17 protein-coding genes are annotated in these 18,358 nt (G+C 75.6%); 5 read left to right on the plus strand and 12 right to left on the minus strand.

Annotated elements, in window-relative coordinates; all coding sequences use genetic code 11:
- Positions 1–14 precede the first annotated feature (14 nt).
- The 4 genes from LQ327_RS19050 to LQ327_RS19065 are packed head-to-tail and all read right to left on the minus strand — an operon-like array spanning position 15 to position 4,971.
- A complete protein-coding gene (locus LQ327_RS19050; protein WP_230736612.1) occupies positions 15–1,151 on the minus strand; it encodes an MFS transporter in 1,137 nt (378 codons plus the stop codon).
- A 7-nt stretch (positions 1,152–1,158) separates the two neighbouring features.
- Positions 1,159–2,487: a YibE/F family protein gene (locus tag LQ327_RS19055; protein WP_230736614.1), complete on the minus strand. Its 1,329-nt coding sequence runs from the start codon at positions 2,485–2,487 to the stop codon at positions 1,159–1,161.
- Positions 2,484–4,682, minus strand: a complete 2,199-nt coding sequence (locus tag LQ327_RS19060) for a heavy metal translocating P-type ATPase (protein ID WP_308286342.1) — start codon at positions 4,680–4,682, stop codon at positions 2,484–2,486. Before LQ327_RS19060 ends, LQ327_RS19055 begins: the two co-directional genes overlap by 4 nt.
- A 4-nt stretch (positions 4,683–4,686) precedes the next feature.
- Positions 4,687–4,971: a DUF1490 family protein gene (locus tag LQ327_RS19065; protein WP_230736616.1), complete on the minus strand. Its 285-nt coding sequence runs from the start codon at positions 4,969–4,971 to the stop codon at positions 4,687–4,689.
- Positions 4,972–5,164: 193 nt separating this feature from the next.
- On the opposite strand from LQ327_RS19065, the gene LQ327_RS34090 reads away from it, so the two are divergent.
- Positions 5,165–7,039, plus strand: a complete 1,875-nt coding sequence (locus tag LQ327_RS34090; RefSeq protein WP_308286343.1) for a protein kinase domain-containing protein — start codon at positions 5,165–5,167, stop codon at positions 7,037–7,039.
- Here LQ327_RS34090 and LQ327_RS19085 read toward each other — a convergent pair.
- A complete protein-coding gene (locus LQ327_RS19085; protein WP_230736618.1) occupies positions 7,017–7,577 on the minus strand; it encodes a potassium channel family protein in 561 nt (186 codons plus the stop codon). The two genes, LQ327_RS34090 and LQ327_RS19085, sit on opposite strands and share 23 nt — an antisense overlap.
- Entirely contained in the window at positions 7,574–9,922 is a 2,349-nt protein-coding gene (locus tag LQ327_RS19090; protein ID WP_230736620.1) for a thiamine pyrophosphate-binding protein, read from the minus strand. Before LQ327_RS19090 ends, LQ327_RS19085 begins: the two co-directional genes overlap by 4 nt.
- Positions 9,923–10,052: 130 nt before the next feature.
- On the opposite strand from LQ327_RS19090, the gene LQ327_RS19095 reads away from it, so the two are divergent.
- Positions 10,053–11,027: a zinc-binding alcohol dehydrogenase family protein gene (locus LQ327_RS19095; protein ID WP_230736622.1), complete on the plus strand. Its 975-nt coding sequence runs from the start codon at positions 10,053–10,055 to the stop codon at positions 11,025–11,027.
- 76 nt (positions 11,028–11,103) lie between these two features.
- The gene (locus LQ327_RS19100) at positions 11,104–12,672 is read left to right on the plus strand and encodes a glycosyltransferase family protein (protein WP_230736623.1); all 1,569 of its coding nucleotides are present in this window, start codon (positions 11,104–11,106) and stop codon (positions 12,670–12,672) included.
- 49 nt (positions 12,673–12,721) lie between these two features.
- On the opposite strand, the gene LQ327_RS19105 is transcribed toward LQ327_RS19100, so the two are convergent.
- The gene (locus LQ327_RS19105) at positions 12,722–13,492 is read right to left on the minus strand and encodes a MerR family transcriptional regulator (RefSeq protein WP_230736624.1); all 771 of its coding nucleotides are present in this window, start codon (positions 13,490–13,492) and stop codon (positions 12,722–12,724) included.
- Between the two features lie 56 nt (positions 13,493–13,548).
- On the opposite strand from LQ327_RS19105, the gene LQ327_RS19110 reads away from it, so the two are divergent.
- On the plus strand, positions 13,549–14,082 hold the full coding sequence (locus LQ327_RS19110; RefSeq protein WP_230736625.1) for an acetyltransferase: 534 nt from the start codon (positions 13,549–13,551) through the stop codon (positions 14,080–14,082).
- A complete protein-coding gene (locus LQ327_RS19115; RefSeq protein ID WP_230736626.1) occupies positions 14,079–15,044 on the plus strand; it encodes a sensor domain-containing diguanylate cyclase in 966 nt (321 codons plus the stop codon). Before LQ327_RS19110 ends, LQ327_RS19115 begins: the two co-directional genes overlap by 4 nt.
- Positions 15,045–15,154: 110 nt before the next feature.
- On the opposite strand, the gene LQ327_RS19120 is transcribed toward LQ327_RS19115, so the two are convergent.
- From LQ327_RS19120 to LQ327_RS19140, 5 genes are all read right to left on the minus strand, one after another.
- Complete coding sequence (locus LQ327_RS19120; protein ID WP_230736627.1) at positions 15,155–15,664, minus strand: hypothetical protein; 510 nt, start codon at positions 15,662–15,664, stop codon at positions 15,155–15,157.
- A 36-nt stretch (positions 15,665–15,700) separates the two neighbouring features.
- On the minus strand, positions 15,701–16,351 hold the full coding sequence (locus tag LQ327_RS19125) for a hypothetical protein (RefSeq protein WP_230736628.1): 651 nt from the start codon (positions 16,349–16,351) through the stop codon (positions 15,701–15,703).
- A 35-nt stretch (positions 16,352–16,386) separates the two neighbouring features.
- Positions 16,387–16,938 (minus strand): hypothetical protein, encoded by a 552-nt coding sequence (locus LQ327_RS19130; protein WP_230736629.1) that lies wholly within the window; start codon positions 16,936–16,938, stop codon positions 16,387–16,389.
- A 64-nt stretch (positions 16,939–17,002) separates the two neighbouring features.
- Entirely contained in the window at positions 17,003–17,749 is a 747-nt protein-coding gene (locus tag LQ327_RS19135) for a hypothetical protein (RefSeq protein ID WP_230736630.1), read from the minus strand.
- Positions 17,739–18,338 (minus strand): ASCH domain-containing protein, encoded by a 600-nt coding sequence (locus tag LQ327_RS19140; protein WP_230736631.1) that lies wholly within the window; start codon positions 18,336–18,338, stop codon positions 17,739–17,741. The genes LQ327_RS19135 and LQ327_RS19140 overlap by 11 nt, the downstream gene beginning before the upstream one ends.
- Positions 18,339–18,358: the final 20 nt, after the last annotated feature.

Below are 18,358 nucleotides of genomic sequence, written 5' to 3' on the forward strand. Positions count from 1 at the left end.
GGACCAGGCCCTCGCTACCGGGCCTGGCGCACCAGGCCGAGGCCGACGACGGCGCTCAGCACACCCGCCGTCGCCAGCAGCGCCGGCAGGCCGAGCGCCGGTGTCAGACCCCCGACGGCGACGGGCGCGAGGATCGCCCCGACCGCGCCCACCACCATCGTCGCGGTGAGCGCCCGGCCGGGGTCGGTGGGAGCGACGGCGGACGTCCACACCGCGAGCGTCGCGGCGCCGATCATGTACACCGGCGCGAAGACCGCGGCGGCCAGCAGCGCCAGCGCGGGCGACCGGTCGCCGACGGCGAAGAGCGCCAACGCCACGCCGAGGACCAGCAGACAGCCGGCCGCGACACGACCCGGACCGAGCCGGGCGGACAGCGCCCCCGTCGCCAGACCAGCGAGTCCCAGCACCCCGATGATCACGAACAGCACCGGCCTGGCGTCGGCGTCGAGGCCCGTCGTGCGGGCGACGTCGGCGGCGTAGGTGAACCCGAGCGCGGTCGCCGCCTGGTAGACGACCGCGTACCCGGCGGGTGCGACGAGGGCCGGCCACGGCAGCCGCCGGGTCTCGCCACCGGAACGGGCCGGGAGCGTCGGGACCCACGCGAGGTTCAGCAGCGCCGCGGCCACCGAGGCCAGCGCCGTCGCCGCCCACACCGCCCGCCAGTGCTCCCCGGCGATGATCGCCACCACCCCGGTGAGGACCAGCCCGCCCGAGGTCCCGGTGCTGATTGCCGAGAGCAGGCCCGGCCGGACGACGGGTCGGGCGAGGGCCTCGACGATGTCGGAGTAGGGCGCCCAGACCCAGCCGGCGGCGCTCCCGGCGAGGACCGCGCCTGCCGCGAGCTCGCCGGGGGAGCCGGCCAGCACGACGAGCAGCGCGCCCACCGCCCCGCAGACCCCGCCGACGGTGGTCGGCGCCCGCGGCCCCCGTCGGGCGGCCAGCAGCGGTGCCCCGACGATGCCGGCGAGGAACCCCGCGAAGGTGCCGCCCGCGATGAGCCCGAGGAGTGGGTCGGGCAGACCGGTGGCCGAGAGCGAGGGATCGTCGCGCAGACCGGGCAGGGTGAGGCCGAACGTGAAGCGCCCCATGCCGAAGGCCACCCCGACGACGGCGGCCCCGGCCGCCCCGACCCGCCACTCCGCCGCCCGCACCGCCCGATCATGAGGGCGCGGACCCTCGGCCGCTCGCCACCCGCCGTCGTACCGGCATCGCACCCGACCGCACGACGACCGCCGCCAGGAGTGTCGTCACCGGCACCGCCGCGACGATGCCGATCGAGCCGACCAGCGTGCGCAGCACCTCCTGGGCCACGTCCTCGGCGGTCAGCAGGTCGCCGAGCCCCCGTCCGGAGAGCGAGAACAGCAGCAGCAACGGCAGCGCCGCGCCCGCGTAGGCCAGCACGAGGGTGTTCACGGCCGACGCCACGTGGTCGCGGCCCACCCGCATCGCGGCGGCGTAGAGGGTGCGCGTCGGGGTCCTCGGGTCGGCGCGGTGGAGTTCCCACACGGTCGACGTCTGGGTGACGGTGACGTCGTCGAGGACACCCAGCGCGCCGATGATCACCCCGGCGAGCAGCAGGCCCCGCGCGTCTACCCCTGCCCCGAGCACGCCGACCAGCTCCGAGGCCTGGTCGTCGAGCCCGGACAGCTCGGTCGCGGCTCCGAAGAGCACCGCGAGCAGCCCGATCAGCCCGAGGCTCACGAGCGTCCCGAGTGCGGCCGCGGCGGTGCGCGCCGAGAACCCGTGCGTGGTCGGGAACACCGCGGCGACGACCAGCCCGGCCGCCACCAGCGCGACCGGGACCGGGGCCGATCCGGTGAGCAGCGCCGGCAGCAGGAACACCCCGAGCACGGCGAGCGTGATGCCGAGGGCGCCGAGCGCGGCCAGTCCCCGCCACCGGCCCAGCGCGACGACGGCCGCCGCGAACACCCCCGCGAGCAGCCACAACGCACCGCTGCGCTGCCGGTCGACGACCTGGTACGAGCCGGCGTCGGCCGGGTCCCCGCCGGAGAACGCCACGACGACGGCGTCGGCCTCGTCGAACCGCGGTGCCGCCGGCCCGGCCGGGACGAGCGTCTCGATCTCCCGGCCGGGCGCGGGTCCCTCGTCCAGGCGCACCCGCAGCGGATAGCAGCCGCTGCCGGGCTCGGAGGCCGCGAGCGCGGCGTCCGAGCAGTCCGCCTCGGCGCCGGCGCGCGTGACGGTGCCGTCGAGGGGTGTGGTCGCGGCCGCGGCTGCTGCGCCCGACCCGGATGACGCCGCGGCGTGGCTGCCGTCGAGCACCGCCCGGTACTCCGCGGGGGAGGGGGCGAGGAGGACGACGCCGACGATCACGGCGAGGGCGCACGGGACGAGCACCGCGACGAGCACGCGGCGCACCCGCGGGTCGACCGGAGGTGCGGCGCCGTGCCCGTGCCCGGGAGGCACCACCAGGGGAGTGGTCGCCGGCTCCGTGCCGCGCGCCCGGGCGCGGCGGCGCCCGGTCACGACGCCGGGTCGACCCGGTAGCGGATCAGCCGCGACGAGTTCCCGACGACGGCGACCGACGAGGCGTTGTGCAGGATCGCCGCGGCCACCGGGGAGAGCGCCCCACCGGCCGAGACGACCAGCCCGACGGCGTTCACCGCGATCGACATCCCGTAGTTCTGCCGGATGACGCCGACCCCGCGGCGGCCGAGATCACGCAGGTCGAGCAGCGCGGAGAGCCGGTCCCCGGCCAGCGCGACGTCCGCGGTCTCGACGGCGACGTCGGTGCCCGCCACGCCCATCGCGATCCCGAGGTCGGCGAGGGCGAGCGCGGGCGCGTCGTTGGTGCCGTCGCCGACCATCGCGACGACGTGGCCCTCGGCCTGCAGGTCGCGGACCACGTCCTGCTTGTCGGCGGGCATCACCTCGGCGCGCCATTCGTCGATGCCGAGCTCGGCGGCGACCGCGGCGGCGACGTCGGGATGGTCGCCGGAGAGCATGACGATCCGGCGGACCCCGTCGGCGCGCAGCGCGGCGAGCACGTCGGCGGCCTCGGGGCGCACGGTGTCGCGCAGGCTGACCAGCCCGGTGAGCGTCCCGTCGACCGCGAGCAGCAGCGGGGTCTCGGCCTGGCGCTGCAGCCGACGGACCCAGTCGTGGGCCTTGCGGGAGACGGCGACCTTCTGCTCGCGCAGGAACGCCCGCGAGCCCAGCAGCAGCGTCCGGCCGTCGGCCTGCACCCGCATGCCCTGCCCGAGCAGCACCTCGCACTCCTCGTGCGGCGGGATCTCGATGCGGCGCTCCTCGGTGGAGCGGATCACGGCCTGCGCGAGCGGGTGCCGGGAATGGATCTCCGAGGACGCGGCGAGCGCGAGGACCTGCTCGGGGGAGCAGGCGTCGTCGAAGGACACCACGTTCGTGACGACGGGCCGTCCGGCGGTCACCGTGCCGGTCTTGTCGACGACGACGGCGTCCACCCGACCCGCCGTCTCCAGATGCGAGCCGCCCTTGATCAGGATGCCGCGCCGGGCCCCGTTGCCGATCGCCGCCGAGATCGCGGTGGGTGTGGACAGCCCGACCGCGCACGGGCAGGCGACCAGCAGCATCGTCATGGCCCGGCGCAGGTCGCGGGTGACGACGAGCGTCGCGGCCGAGAGCGCGAACGACAGCGGGACGAAGCGGCGGCTGAAGTTCTCCCCGACGGTCTGGATCGGGGCGCGGTCGGCCTCCGCGGCCTCCACCCGCTCGAGGATGCGGCCGACGGCGGTGTCGGCGCCGACGGCGGTCGCGCGGACCACGAGCCGGCCGCGCAGCAGCACCGATCCGGCGTGCAGGTGGTCGCCGACGTCGACCTGGACGGGCAGGTTCTCCCCGGTGATCGCGGCCTGGTCGACGAGGCACCCCTCGGCGGCGGTCTCGACGACCTGGCCGTCGACCGGCAGCACGACGTGCTCGTGCACGACGACCTCGTCGTCGACCCGGACCCGCTCGATCGGCACCTCGATCTCGACGGCCTCGCCGGCCGGGTCGGCGGCCGCGACCCGCATCCACGTCGTCGTCCGCGCGCCGGTCAGCAGGTCGGAGATCGCGCGCCGGCTGCGGCGCAGGGTGAGGTCCTGCAGGTACTCGCCGATGTTGAGCAGCCAGAGCACGGTCAGCGCCACGACGTTCTCGCGCAGCACCAGCGAGGCGATCGTCGCCGCCGAGACCAGCGCGTCGGTGCCCGCGCCGCGCCCGCCGGTCAGGGAGCGGACGGCCCCGCGCAGGAAGGGGTAGCCGGTGATGATCGTGACGCCGGTGGCGACGGTGCGGCCGCCCGGCCCGAGCACCGGCGGACGGCGCAGCACCCACCGGCGCCCGCCGAGCAGGAGCAGGGCGACGCCGCCGAGGGCCATGCGCAGCAGGTCGCCGTTGCCGACCTCCGCCGACCGCGGCACCCGGGCGGGCCGCTCGCCGGGAGACGTCGTCGCCAGGGCGCTCCGATAGGCCGCGACGAGGTCGGCCGAGCCGCAGACCGCCCGGTCGTACCAGACGACCAGCGCCCCGGTGCGGGGGAACGCGTGGACCTGGCGGACGCCCTCGACGTCGTCGAGCGCCTCCTCGACGCCGACCGCACGACCCGGTTCCGCCCGGAGATCGGGCGCGTCGAAGCGCACCCGGCCCGCGGCGTCGGATACGACGCGCAGCGGCGGGGCCTCGGCGTCGGGCAGCGTCACGCGGTCAGCGCTCGTGATCGTGCTGCTCGACGGTCCCGGGCGCCGGGGCCTGCTCGCCGAGGCGGTCGCGGGCCTCCGCGACGACGTCGGCGGTGCCCAGCCGCACCTTCTCCGCGCCGGCCTCGGCCGCGCGGGCACCACGCAGCCCGAGCGTGGTGACGGCGACCGCCGCCTCGTGGGCGGCGCGGCCGCCGGACAGCTTCTTCGCGCCCTCGACGACCGCGACACCGGCGACGCCGCTCGCCACGGCCCCGGCCGCCTTCGTCACCAGCGCACCCCACGCCACCATCGTTCGTGGTCCTCCCGTTCTTGCGCCCGACGTGGTGTCGGGCGGTGATCGACACTAACCGAGGGTGAGAGATCCGGACCCGGAGCGGGACCGGCGTCACTCTGATTGAAAACGATTCCCGTGTTCGGGTATACCGTGCACCCGAACGGGGGGCGGCGGAACCCGTTCGGGGGCGATGGGCCACGATCTGCACGTGGAACCGGACACCCGGAACGGCGCGGACTCCGACGTCGTCGCCGACGAGGTCCGGTCCGCCCCGAGCGACGAGCCGGCTCCGGAGCCGGGTGCGGTCGCGACGCTGGAGCCCGCCTCCGACCCGGCGTTGCCCGCTTCGGACCCGGCCCCGCCGGCCACGGTGGCGGAGCGGTTCGACCTCGGCGAGCGACTCGGCCGGGGTGCCGCGGCCAGCGTCTACCGCGCCCGGGACCGGCTGCTCGGGCGCGAGGTCGCCGTCAAGCTCTACGCCCCGGGTATCGGGACGCTCGAGTCGGCCTCCGTGCGACGGGAGATGCAGGCGACCGCCCAGGTCGCCCACCCCGGGGTGCTCGAGGTCTTCGACGTCGGCGAGGTCGACGACCGCGTCTTCCTCGTCACCCGGCTGGTGCGCGGCGGGTCGCTCGCCGACGCGCTGGAACGCGGGCCGCTGCCGGTGGACGTCGTGGTCGGGCTCGCGGGCGAACTGCTCGCCGCGCTCGCGCACGTCCACGCGCTCGGGATCGTCCACCGCGACGTCAAGCCGGGGAACGTGCTGCTCGATCCCGACGACGTCGAGGACCCGGCGGACCCCGACGACCCCGGCCCGGCGCGTGTCCACCCGGTGCTCGCCGACTTCGGGGTCGCGGCGATGGCGACCGCGACCACCGTGCACGGGCAGGTCACCGGGACCGCGGCATACCTGGCGCCGGAGCAGGTGCGCGGTGAGGACGTCGCCTCGCCCGCGGACGTCTACGCGCTCGGGCTGGTCCTGCTCGAGTGCCTGACGGGGAAGCGGGAGTACCCGGGCGGGCCGGTCGAGTCGTCGGTGGCGCGCCTGCATCGCGACCCCGTCGTGCCGGACGATCTGCCCGAGTCGCTGCGGGTGCTCCTCGCGGGGATGACGGCCGCGGCGCCCGTCGACCGGCCGAGCGCCCAGGAGGCGCGGGATCTGCTGCGGGCGCTGGCCGAGCCGTTGGGGCTGGACGAGGAGACGCTCGCGGTCCCGGCCGCGGTCCTGGCGGCGGACGCGGCGCCGGCCGCCCGGTCATCGATCGTGCTGGGCGCGGCGCCGGCGCCTCCCGTCCCGCCCGCTCCGGTCGAACCGCCGACCGGCCCGGTCGGGACGCAGACCCCGCCGCCCCGGTCGAGCACCCTGCGCCGCGGGCTCCTGGTCGGCGTCGTCGCGCTCGTCCTCGCGGGCGGCGTCGTCGGCGGGGTGGCGCTGACCAGCGGATCCGCCCCGCTCACCGCCGGACCCAACACCCCGCTGCCCAGCGCTCCGGCCGCCCGACCACCGGCGCCGCTCCCGCCACCGCCATCCGGCACGAGCCCGGCAGCCGGACCGCAGGCCGACCCGGGCACCGTCGCGCCCGCTCCGGCGGCGCCGGCCGACCCCGAGGATCCCGACGGCGGCGACGCCCCCCTGCCGGTGCCGCCCGCACCCGCGCCGAGCACTCCCGGCACGCCGCCCGCCCCGGCACCGTGCCGCAGCGTGGTGTCCTCGTCGGCCGGGACCGGCGCGACCGCGCGGATCGTCTTCACCAACCGCGGCGACGCCGCCTGCACCCTGGTGGGCTTCCCGGCGGTGCGCTGGGTCGGCGCCGGGGGCAAGGCCGTCGGCGACCCGGCCACCCACGCCGGCACGCGCGGTCCGACCCTCACCCTCGCGCCCGGGGGGTCGGTCGCGGCGACCCTGCGCATCGTGCCGGTCACCGAGTTCGACCCGACGAACTGCGCCGCCGTCGCCGTCCGCGGGCTGACGGTCCGGGCGCCGGGCACCACGACGGCGGCCACGCTGCCCCGCGCCGGGAAGGCCTGCTCGGGGAACATCGCGAAGCCGCAGCTGGCGGTCAGTCCGGTCGCGGCGCTGTGACGTCCGGCCCGTTCTGACCCCGCGCCCGGGCACGCCGGGCGACGGACGCCATGGCGTTGACCACGAGGCCGAGCACGAGCAGGTCGGCGACGATCTGAGCGGTCACGAGGTCGCGCGCGGGATCGGAGACCGCGGTGATGTCCCCGAACCCGACCGTGGCGAACGTCGTCACCGTGAAATACAGCGCGGTCGACCGGTCCAGGTGCTCGGAGAACGCCGCCGGGTCGGCCTCCGACCAGCGCAGGTACGTCGCGGCGAAGAGCAGCAGGAAGAGTGGGATCGCCACGGCCAGTGCCTCGCCGGCGCGCAGCCCCGGGTGTGGGGACCGGTCGATCGCGACGAACTGGCTGACCACGAGGGCGATGAACAGCAGGAGCCCGATGATCAGCGCGGCCAGCGCCACGGCCGGCGACGCCGCCGTCAGCGGCAGCGTCTCGTAGAGCAAGAGCAGCACCGCGATCGCGAGGATCGACCGCGCCGTACAGGCCGCCACCGTGCGCCACGGCGACGGCCCGTTCGCGGGCGGACCCGACGTCACGCGCTCTCGGCGCCGTCGAGGGCGGCGGCCACGATCCCGTCGGCGTCGATGCCGTGCAGGGCGTAGGCGCTCGCGAGATCCGAGGACTGCCCGAAGGTGGTCACCCCGAGGTGGCGGGCATGGACGCGGTGCACGCCCGCCAGGAACGCCAGGGTGTGCGGGTGACCGTCGAGGACGGTGACCAGCGGGGCGGCGCGGTCGGCGGGGAACGCGGTGTCCAGGGCCCACCGGTCGCCGCCCTGGACGGCGCGGAAGAGCCGGTCGGGGCTGGTCACGACGACGACGTCGGCGGGCACTCCCAGCGCGTCGAGCCGGTCGGCGGCGGCGAGCGCGGCGGGCACCGTGGCGCCCATGGCGGCGAGGGTCACCCGCGGGGTGGTCGAGGCGCGGCGCAGCAGGTAGGCGCCCCCGACCACGCCCCGACGACGGCGGGCGCGGGCGGCGGGGTCGGTGGGCACGGCGGCCAGCGACTGGTCGACCGGAGCGGTCGAGAGGCGCAGGTAGGTCGACGAGCCGTCGGGACGGCCGAGACGGCCGAGCCCGTCGAGCAGGCACCAGGTCACCTCGACCGCGAACGCCGGCTCGAATGCCACGCAGCCGGGCTGCTCGAGCCCGATCGACGGCGTGGTGATCGACTGGTGCGCGCCGCCCTCGGGCGCCAGCGACACCCCGGACGGGGTCCCGACCAGGATCGACTGGCCGCCCGCGTACATCCCGAACGCCCAGGGCTCGAGGGCGCGGGCGACGAACGGGTCGTAGAGCACCCCGATCGGCAGCAGCGGCTCGCCCCACCGTGACCAGGTCGCGCCGAGCTCGCCGAGCAGCCCGACGAGGTTGGTCTCGGCGATCCCGAGCTCGATGTGGCGCCCGGACGGGCGTTCGCGCCAGTGCAGGATCGTCTCGGCGTCGTCGTCGAACCAGTCGCGGCGCTCCCGGACCGACCAGGTCCCGACCTTGTTCAGCCAGCCGCCGAGGTTGGTCGAGGACGCCACGTCCGGGGCGACGGTGACGACGCGGGCGGCCACGTCGGGGGCCTCACGGGTGAGGTCGAGCAGGGCCCGGCCCAGGGCCTGCTGGGTGGTGCCTGTGCCCGAAGGGGTGCGCCCGGCGTCGGACGGCACGACGGGGGCCGACTCGGCACCGTTCGTCGGATCCCGTTCGAGGCGGGCGGCGGTCTCGGCGCACAGCCGGGCGGCGTCGGAGTCCGGGGGCAGCGGGCGCCACGGGTCGTCGAGGTCCGCGCCGACGTGCTCGGCGAGCTCGCGCATCTGCGTCTCGGACAGCAGCGACGAGTGGTTCTGCGGGTGCCCCTGGCTGGCCAGGCCGTAGCCCTTCACGGTATAGGCGAAGATCACCGTCGGGCGGGTGTCGTCGATGGCGTCGAAGGCGTCGAGCAGCGCACCCAGGTCGTGGCCGCCGAGGTTGCGGATGGCGGCGTGGACGGCGTCGTCGTCGATCGTCTCGAGCAGCGAGGAGATCTTCCCGGGGTCGTCGGGGTGCTCGCTCGATCCCTCCCCGGGGACCCGTTCACGGAGCTGGGCCGGGGTGCAGCGCAGCAGCCGTTGGTACTCGGGGTTGGTCATCCCGTCGATGCGGCGCCGCAGCGCGGACCCGCCGTCGCGCGCGTAGAGGTCTTCGAGCAGCCGGCCGTACTTCACCGTGACGACCTGCCAGCCCGCCGCCTCGAACAGCCCGTGCAGGCGGGTCACCGAGATGTCCGGGACGACCCGGTCCAGCGACTGCCGGTTGAAGTCGACGACCCAGCAGACCTCGCCGAGCTCGCGGACCATCGGGTCGAGGACGGCCTCCCACACGGCGCCCTCGTCGAGCTCGGCGTCGCCGACCAGCGAGAACTGCCGCCCGAGGATGCCGCGGCTGTTGGCGCGGGCCCCGACCCCGTGGGCGTAGCGCCGCGCGATCGCACCCCAGATCGGGGCGGTCGCGCCGATGCCGACCGAGCCGGTGGAGTAGTCGACCGGGTCGGGATCCTTCGAGCGCGACGGGTAGGACTGCAGCCCGCCCTTCTCGCGCAGCGTGGTCAGGTAGCGGGCGTCGAGGCGGCCCAGCAGGTGGTTGATCGCGTGCAGCACCGGGCTCGCGTGCGGCTTGACCGACACCCGGTCCTCCGGGCGCAGCGCCCCGAACCACAGCGCCGTCATGATCGAGGTGATCGACGCCGACGACGCCTGGTGCCCGCCCACCTTCAGCCCGCCCGGGTTCGGGCGCACCCGGTTGGCGTGGTCGATGATCGCGGTCGAGAGCCACAGCACCCGGTCCTCCACCGCGCGCAGTGCCTCCAGGTCCGCCGCCCCGGTCGGGGCGGGGGCGGGCATCGTCGTCGACATCGGGTCCCCTCGATCGGCTGGCGACCAGTCTCGCCCGGCGGCGCGTTCGCGGCTACGCCGCACGTGCGTGCGTTTCCGTGCTCCAGCACGGAAACGCACGCACAAGGGCGAAGCCCTAAGGTGCGGTCCGATGCGCGCCCTCGCCCACCACGCCCCGTCCGGACCGTTCACCGAGATCGAGCTGCCGGAGCCGACACCCGGACCCCGCGACCTGATCGTCGACGTGCGGGCGGTCTCGGTGAACCCCGTCGACACCAAGGTCCACGCCGGCGACCCGGAGGGCGGTCCGAAGGTCCTCGGGTACGACGCGGCCGGCGTCGTCACCGCCGTCGGGGAGGCGGTGTCGCTGTTCTCGGTCGGCGACGAGGTCTACCACTCCGGCTCCATCGCCCGGCAGGGCACGAACGCGCAGCTCCACGCCGTGGACGAGCGCATCGTCGGGCCGAAGCCGCGGACGCTGTCGTTCGCCGAGGCCGCCGCGCTGCCGCTGACGACGATCACCGCGTGGGAATCGCTGTTCGACCGGTTCCGGGTGGCCCCCGACGACACCGGGACGCTGCTGGTCATGGGCGCGGCGGGCGGCGTCGGGTCGATGATCATCCAGCTGGCGCGGGCGCTCACCGGCCTGACCTTGATCGGGACGGCGTCGCGCGAGGAGTCCCGGGCCTGGGCGACCGACCTGGGCGCCCACCACGTCATCGGCCACCACGACCTGGTCGCCGACACCCGGGCGATCGCTCCGAACGGCGTGGACCGGATCTTCTCGCCGTTCACCGCCGGCATGATCGAGACCTACGCCGAGGTGATGAGCACCGGCGGTGGCATCGTGGCCATCGACGAGCCGGAGGGCCTCGACACCCTGCCGCTCAAGGACCGGAGCCAGTCCCTGCACTGGGAGCTGATGTTCACGCGGCCGCTGTTCGAGCCGCCGGACATGGTCGTCCAGCACGACCTGCTCGCCCGCACCGCCGAGCTCGTCGACGCGGGGGCCGTGCGCACCACGCTGACCGAGCGCCTCGACGGCCTCACCCCGGAGAACCTGGCGCGGGCGCACGAGCAGGTCGCCGACGGGCACATGGTCGGCAAGGTCGTGATCACGGCCTGACGGGCGGGCGTGGCGCCGTTGCGGTCGGCCCGTACGCTGCGACGACGTCGGTCTGACCGGGTGACGAGAGGCGATCGTGGCGACGCTGTCGGTGACGGATCGTGAGCAGGCGGAGAGCCCCGGTGCGGGCGAGCCCGTGGCGCGGTGGCCGGTCCTGTCGCCGCGGGCCGGCCGGTGGCTCGCCGCCGGGCTGGGTGGCCTCGCCGGCGCGGTGCTCTTCTACGCCGCGCACCGGGGCATGCCCGACGACTCGTACATCACGCTCGACTACGCCCGGAACCTCGCCCTGCACGGCCACTGGGGCCTGACCGAGTTCCGCAACTCGAACACGGCGACCTCGCCGCTCAACGTCTGGCTGCTCGCCGCGGGGATCCTCGCGACGGGCGGTCGTCCCGTGGTGGCGGCCGGGCTCGTGCTCGTACTGGCCACGGCCCTGGCGGGCGGGTGGTCCGCGGCGCTCGCCGACATCCTGGGGCGCCGGCGCTCGGTGGTGGCCGGCCTCGTCGTCGGGCTGCTCGTGACCTCTCCGATCTTCGCGAGCGTGGTCGGGATGGAGTCGTTCCTCGGCGCCGCACTGATGGTGGGTGTGGCGCGCTACGCCGCGCAGCGGCGCGCGGTCGCGGCGGGCGTCGTCACCGGTCTCGCGGTGCTGTGCCGGCCCGACCTCGCGGTGCCCGCCGTCGTCGTGCTGGCCGTGCTGTTCGTGGGGGTCGCGCCGCGCGCCCCCCGCCGGATGTTCCTCGCTGGGGGCGTCGCCGCCGTGGTCGTGCTGCCCTGGCACGTCTGGTCGTGGTTCGTGCTGGGCGGCTTCGTGCCCGACACGCTCGTGATCAAGACCGGGGGAGCGTTCCCGAACGGCGAGGTCTTCGGCAACGGGCCGCTGTTCTTCGTCGACCGGTGGCCGGTGGCGATGGCGCTGATCTCCGCGGTCGTCGTGGCCGGGCTCGGGGCGCTGGTCGCATCGGTCCTCGCGTGGGCGCGCGGCTCGGGGCGGCTCGCCGACCGCGTCGTCGTCGCCTGCGGGGTGGCCGGGCTCGCGCACTACGCGGTCTACGCGGCGATGGGCGTCTCGTCCTACCTCTGGTACTACGCCCCGTCGCTGGGGCTGATCACGGTGTGCGCCGCGCTCGGCGCCGCCGAACTGAGCTCCCGCCGGATCGGTGCGCTCACGGCCGCGCTCGCCGTCGTCGCCGGCGCAGGCATCGGGCTGCAGACCGCGCTCGGTGTGCCCTGGGCGCAGCCGGCCCTGTTCGGCAACTGGGCGACGTCGGGTCAGTACCTCGCGGCGGGCGAGCAGCTCGGTCGGACGGTGCCACCGGGGCGATCGGTGCTGGCCCCCGGCGAGATCGGTGCCCTCGCGTACGGCTGCGGCTGCGACATCGTCGACGGGTTCTCGGACCACGACCGACTGATGGCCCTCGTCGCCCAGCGCGAGGCGACGTCCGGCCCGGTCGGGCGCTTCCTGCTTCGCCTCGACACCCTGCACGCCGACCGGTCGCCGGTGCGGCGTACCGACCACGTGCTGCGTTACGTGGCGGGCACCGGGCCCGGCTGGCCGACCGACGTGCCCGGGCGCGGTCCGGGCCGGCTGGTGCTCGACCCGCCGGGCGCCGACGCGGCGGCGGTGTCCCTCAACGGGGAGTGAGGCCTGCGGCCTCGTGCGTGGATGTGGTCGCCCCGACGACCAATTCCACTCACGTGGCGCGGAGCGCCTCGATGGCGTCGTGCACATACTGCGCGAGCCCCGGCTCGAGGTCATCGTAGTACGCCGTGAACCGCTCGTCGGCGACGTACATCCGCGCCAGGCAGAGGTGCATCTCGGGGGAGAGGTCGTAGAAGCGGTCGTGGATGTGCCGGCCGTGCGCGTCCGCCGCCGCGAGCCCGGCCTCGGAGTCCGGGGCCGCCCCGGAGCGCTTGGCCGCGACGAACGCGTCGTTGACGGCGTCGGTCTCGGCCTTGATCGCCTCCCAGTCGGCCTTCGTGTACTGCGCCGTCCGGGCCTGGGACTGCTTCCACTCCTCGGTGTCGCCCCAGCGCTCCCGCGCCTCGGCCTGGTACTCCTCGGAGAAACCGTCGCCGAAGAGTTCCTGCTGCTCCTCGCGCGTCAGTCGTATTCCGGACATCTCGGCCTCCAGGGCTCGGTCGATGGCCACGACGAGGCCGGAGAGCTCGTCGAGCCGGGACATGACCGCGTCCCGCTGGCGCCGCAGGTGCGATGCCACGTCGGCGTCGGGGTCGTCGAGGACCTCGGCGATCTCGTCGAGGGCGAACCCGAGCCGGCGGTAGACGATGACGTGCTGCAGCCGGGTGACGTCGGCGTCGGTGTAGAGGCGGTAGCCGGCCGCGGTGCGACGGCTCGGGCGCAGCAGCCCGATCTCGTCGTAGTGGTGCAGGGTCCGCACCGTCACCGCGAAGCGCTCCGCCACCTGGCCGACCGTCATTCCTGCTTCCGTCACCCCGGTCATGGTGAATCAGCCTGCGACCTCACGCGGCGTGAGAGTCAAGTCCTTACGCTGGGTCGATGACCTGGGAGATCCGGGACGCGGAACCCGCGGACCTCGACGTCCTGGTCGACGTGTGGCGGCGCGCGGTCGAGTCGACCCATCACTTCCTCCGTCCGGGCGAGGTGGCCGAGCTCGAGCCGCAGGCCCGCGCCGAGATCGCGCGCGCGGCCGTCCGCGTGGCGACGGGGCCCGACGGGCCGGTCGGCTTCCTCGGCGGGAGCGGTGGCGTGGTGGACATGCTCTTCGTGGACCCGTCCGTGCACGGGCGCGGCGCCGGGAGCGCGCTCGTCGACGAGGCCGCCGCCCACCACCGGGTGCTGACCGTGGACGTCAACGAACAGAACACGGCCGCGAGTGCCTGGTACGCGCGCCGGGGGTTCGTGCAGACCGGCCGTTCGGAGACCGACACCGAGGGCCGGCCGTACCCGTTACTGCACCTGCGCCGGGTGACCCCGCCGAGCCCGGCCACGCGTCCGACGCTCCAGAATGACGGTACGAGGGCCCAGCGGGGGGAGCGGGCGCCTCGGGTGAGGGGGCAGGGAACGACATGAGCAACATCGTGACCGCCGATCTGACGCCGCCACGGGCGTTCGACCAGGCCTGCCACATGGTGGTCGACTACCTGGCGGGGTCGCTGCCGATGGGGGCCTGGGCCGTGACACGCGTGGCGGGGGAGCGGCAGACCGTCCTGGTGAGCGACGACCACGGGTTCGGGCTGGAGCCGGGCGTCGAAGGCAAGTGGACGATGTCGATCTGCCGGACCATGGTCTCCGGTGAGACCCCGCGCGTCGTCCCGGACACCGGCTCCGAACCCGCGCTGTGCGACGTCGTCGCGACGGCCGCCGAGAACGGCATGCCGGTCGCGGCCTACGTCGGCACCCCGATCCTGTTCCCCGACGGCGACCTCTTCGGCACCGTCATCGGGATCAACCCGGAGCCCCTCGACGCCGGGTTCGTGACGAACGAGAGCCTGCTCGACCTGCTCTCCAGCCTGCTCTCCAGCGTCCTCGAGGCGGACACGAACGCGGTGCAGTCCGCCCGCGAGCTCGAGCGCGCGGTGTCCGACTCCGAGACGGACTCGCTGACCGGGCTGCTCAACCGGCGCGGCTGGGAGCGCTGGCTCTCCCGCGAGGAGGAGCGGTTCCGCCGCTTCGGCGACCCGGCCTGCGTGGTGATGATGGACCTCGACGGGCTCAAACGGGTCAACGACACCGAGGGCCACGACGCCGGCGACGTCTACCTGCGCCGCACCGCCGAGACGCTGCGCTCGGTCACCCGCCGGGGCGACCCGCTCGCCCGGCTCGGCGGGGACGAGTTCGCAATGGTGGCGACGGTGGGGCCCGAAGACGCCGGCCCGCTCGTGGCGCGCCTGCAGGAGGCGCTCGACGCGGCGGGGACCCCGTGCTCGGCGGGGGTCGCCCACGTCGGCATCGCCAGCGGGTTCGCCGAGGCCGTCGCGGAGGCCGACGCCAGGATGTACGACGACAAGCGGGCTCGTCGCGTCAGTCGGTGATCGGTGCTCGGCGGGCATCGCCGGCGCATGATCAGGAGCACTGGAGGCAGCTTTCGTCCCAGCTGGGTCTGCGTGGAGTGCTCCTCGTCGCAGCGCTCAGCAGCCGCCGCTCAGTCCGCCGCGGAGAGCTCCAGCAGGTAGGCCGCGTCGGGGTCGACGTCCGCCTGCTCGGGGAGGCGCTCGATGCTGTGCGGGTCGTCGCCGTCCCCGACACAGCGAACCTGCCCGACCCGCCACACCTGCCGGCCCGCGGGCACGGCGCGGGCCAGCGCGCCCCCGGCCGCCCACAGGTAGGGCTCCGCCGTGAGCCAGCCGGAGGCGACGACGCACTCACCCGCGCTGAGCGGGCTGGCCGCGAACGGCACCACCGCCCAGGCGCCGGAGCAGAGCACGGTGCCGACCCGCGCACCGTCGGGGTCCTGCGGGCACTCCACCCGACCGGTGACCGTGGTGAAGCCCGGCTGCTCGTCGGACTGTTCGAGGCCGACCGTCGCGGCCGGTGCCACGGTCGCGTCGATGACGGCGAGCGCGAGCCCCGTCGTCACCCGCTGGCCCACCGCCAGCCCGACGTACGCACCGTCCGCCAGCATCCACGCGGGCACGATCGCGACCACCTGCACGGGCGCCAGGATAGTGTGGATCACAGTCTCGCCGCGTCAATCGACCAGCGGAAACGTCCCCGTGTCGTGGGTACTCAGCGGGAGCAGGCGGGCGACGAGGACGGCGTCGGCGGGCGGCGGGTCGGGTACTGCGGGGATCTCGACGGGCGGGCCCGGTGACCACCCGCCGCGTGGTGCGCGCAGGAGCGCGGTGACGCGGTAGCGCTCGCGGCACAGCGCCACGACCTCGCCGTGCTCGGTGCCCGCCGCGAGATCGGGGTCGAGGTACAGCGCGCCCCCGATGCCGGTGCGGCCCTCGACCGGCGGGGCGGTCGACCAGTACAGCGGGAAGAGTCGCCCGCCCGCGTCGAGCACGCTCACCGGCCCGGCATCGCCCTCCTCGGTCCCGCCGGGCAGCGACGTCAGCACGGTGCCCACCGCGTCGACGATCCCGAGGTCGTCGACCGACCACCCCTGCGGACCCGGCGGGGAAGGGCTGACGGCCGCGACGAAGATCGCGGGCGCCACCTCGATCTCCTCGCCCACCACGAGCCGGGGCAGCGAGCCGCTCTCCAGGAACGGCGGCGGGAGCTGGACGGTGAGCTCGCCGTCGGGGTGCTCGGTGAGGCGGGTGGCCTCGCGGGCGGCGTGCAGCGCCGCCTCCCACCGGCGCCGGTCGGCCTGCTCGAGGCTCCCGGCGACCCGCACCGGGCGTCGTCGGGGACCCGTCCGCCGTGCCCGCCTCACACCGGCTCCAGGTCGACGACGTAGCGGGCGGCCGGGTCGGCGTCGTCGCGCGAGGGGAGCGTGGCCAGCGGGACCCCGGCGCGACCGGGGGCGTAGCGCCGCCAGCTCCGCACCCGCCACGTCCGGGACAGCTGCGCGGCGCGATCCCCGCCCGTCACATCGAGGGTGCCCGCGACCTCGATGCGGGTGCCGGGGCGGGCGTCGACGCCCTCGGTGAGGGCCCACCGCCGTCCCAGGACCTCCATCGCCCCGGGGGAACAGGCGGGGCCGACCCGGACGAAGGTGCCCCGGGCGTCGAGCCGGCCCCGTTCGTCGGTGCGCCACCGGTCGGCGCCGACGAACGCCGGCACGACCTCGCGGTCGAGGATCGCCAGGGCCAGCTCGGCGACGTCCCCGCGGCGCAACCGGCGCAGCGTGGTCATCGCGCCCGGCTCGACGCGGGCCGTCACGCCGAGGCCGTCCCATCCGGGCAGCGGGAGGGGGTACCGGCTCGGGCCGAGAGCCGGCTCCGCGGGCTCGCGGGCCGTCGCGGTGCGGGTGGTCGTCATGAACGCCTCCGGGGAAGGGTGCCTGCACTCCCTTGGAGGCCCCCGGGGCCCGATCGGTTCCCTCTCAGGCGCGCCGGATCGTCGCGCCCCGCAGCCGCAGGCCGCCCGGCCCCTGACTGGCGGGCCCGGTCACGACGACCTCCTGGCCGAGCAGTCGCGCGACGGCGGCCGGATCGGGGTCGGAGCCGAACAGCGCCGGGTCGGAACCGGCGACGACCCCCTCGACCAGGACGTCGTGCCCCGCGTCGTCGAGCACCCGCACGATCCCGCGCCGCAGGTCCACCCGGTCCAGCGTGCCCCGCACCGTCCGGGCGTCCCCGTACGTGCGGGGCGGGTCGGCGCGCGGCCACCGGGTGCGCGAGAGGTCGCCGGGCCGGAAGCTCGCGTCGCGGAAGCGGCTGCCGCCGAGGGTGGCGGTGCGGGAGGTCCGGGCCAGGGCGTCGAGCAGGTCGACGCACGCGTCCCCGAGCAGCGACGTGGTCCAGGCGGGCGGCGCCTCGTTCCAGAGGCCGCGGACCAGTTCGAACACCGCATCGGTGATCTCGTGCTCGAGCCCTTCCCCGAGCATGTCGTCCTCGCCGACCGCGAAGCGCAGCACCGTCGCGCCCGCGTCGAGACCGACCAGGCGCAGCCGCGCGGCACGCTCCACGACCCCGGCGCTGCGCCCCGGCCGGGCCTGCTCGACGAGGTGGCGGGCGACGCGCGTCGCCAGCAGCTGCAGGGCCGCGACGAGCGCGACGAGGCCGTCGGCGTCGATCTCCCCGTCGCGGTCGGGCCCGCCGTGGAGGCAGACGACGAGATCATCGGCCACGGCGGCGGTCCCGGCTTGCCAGCACGGCCTGCCCGCGCGGGGACAGCTCGTAGCCGACCGGCAGGGAGTGGGTCAGTCCGAGCGCCTTGAGCTTGCGGACGTCGGCCTTGAACGGCGCCGTCTCGCGCCCGAACGCCGCGGCGAGGTCCGGGGCGCGACGACCCGGCTCGGCGGCGATCGCGCGCAGCGTCGCCCAGGCCCACGGACCGTGTCCGCTGCGCCGGTCCATGGCGTCCAGCTTCACGGCCACGTCGCCCGCCTCCGACGACGACGGCGGGGTCGCGGCCAGGGTGCTGCGGGGATCGGGCTCGTCGAGGCGGTGGAACCGCACCCGGAAGAGCGGCGTGCCGTCCTGCGCGTGCCGGCCGGCCTCGGTGAGCAGCGCGTCGACGGTGTCGAACCCGGCGCGGCGGGCCTCGTCTGGGGTGATCCGCTCGGGCGCGACCTCGTCCACCTCGTCGACCTCGAGACGACCCACGAGCGTGCGGTACGGCCGGCCGGGGCGCACCTGGGGCCGCTTCCAGCGCCGGAACGTCAGGTCGACCTCGCCGCGGGCGATCGGCTCGGCGAAGCGCTGGGCGAACAGCACACGACCATCATCGCGCACCT

The sequence above is a fragment of the Actinomycetospora endophytica genome, assembly GCF_021026375.1.
Taxonomy (GTDB): Bacteria; Actinomycetota; Actinomycetes; order Mycobacteriales; family Pseudonocardiaceae; genus Actinomycetospora; species Actinomycetospora endophytica.

Coding starts and splice junctions, on each gene's coding strand:
- LQ327_RS19065 (WP_230736616.1), bottom strand. CDS start 4,971: ATGGTGGCGTGGGGTGCGCTGGTGACGAAGGCGGCCGGGGCCGTGGCG.
- LQ327_RS19090 (WP_230736620.1), bottom strand. CDS start 9,922: ATGTCGACGACGATGCCCGCCCCCGCCCCGACCGGGGCGGCGGACCTG.
- LQ327_RS19095 (WP_230736622.1), top strand. CDS start 10,053: ATGCGCGCCCTCGCCCACCACGCCCCGTCCGGACCGTTCACCGAGATC.
- LQ327_RS19105 (WP_230736624.1), bottom strand. CDS start 13,492: ATGACCGGGGTGACGGAAGCAGGAATGACGGTCGGCCAGGTGGCGGAG.
- LQ327_RS19110 (WP_230736625.1), top strand. CDS start 13,549: ATGACCTGGGAGATCCGGGACGCGGAACCCGCGGACCTCGACGTCCTG.
- LQ327_RS19115 (WP_230736626.1), top strand. CDS start 14,079: ATGAGCAACATCGTGACCGCCGATCTGACGCCGCCACGGGCGTTCGAC.
- LQ327_RS19130 (WP_230736629.1), bottom strand. CDS start 16,938: ATGACGACCACCCGCACCGCGACGGCCCGCGAGCCCGCGGAGCCGGCT.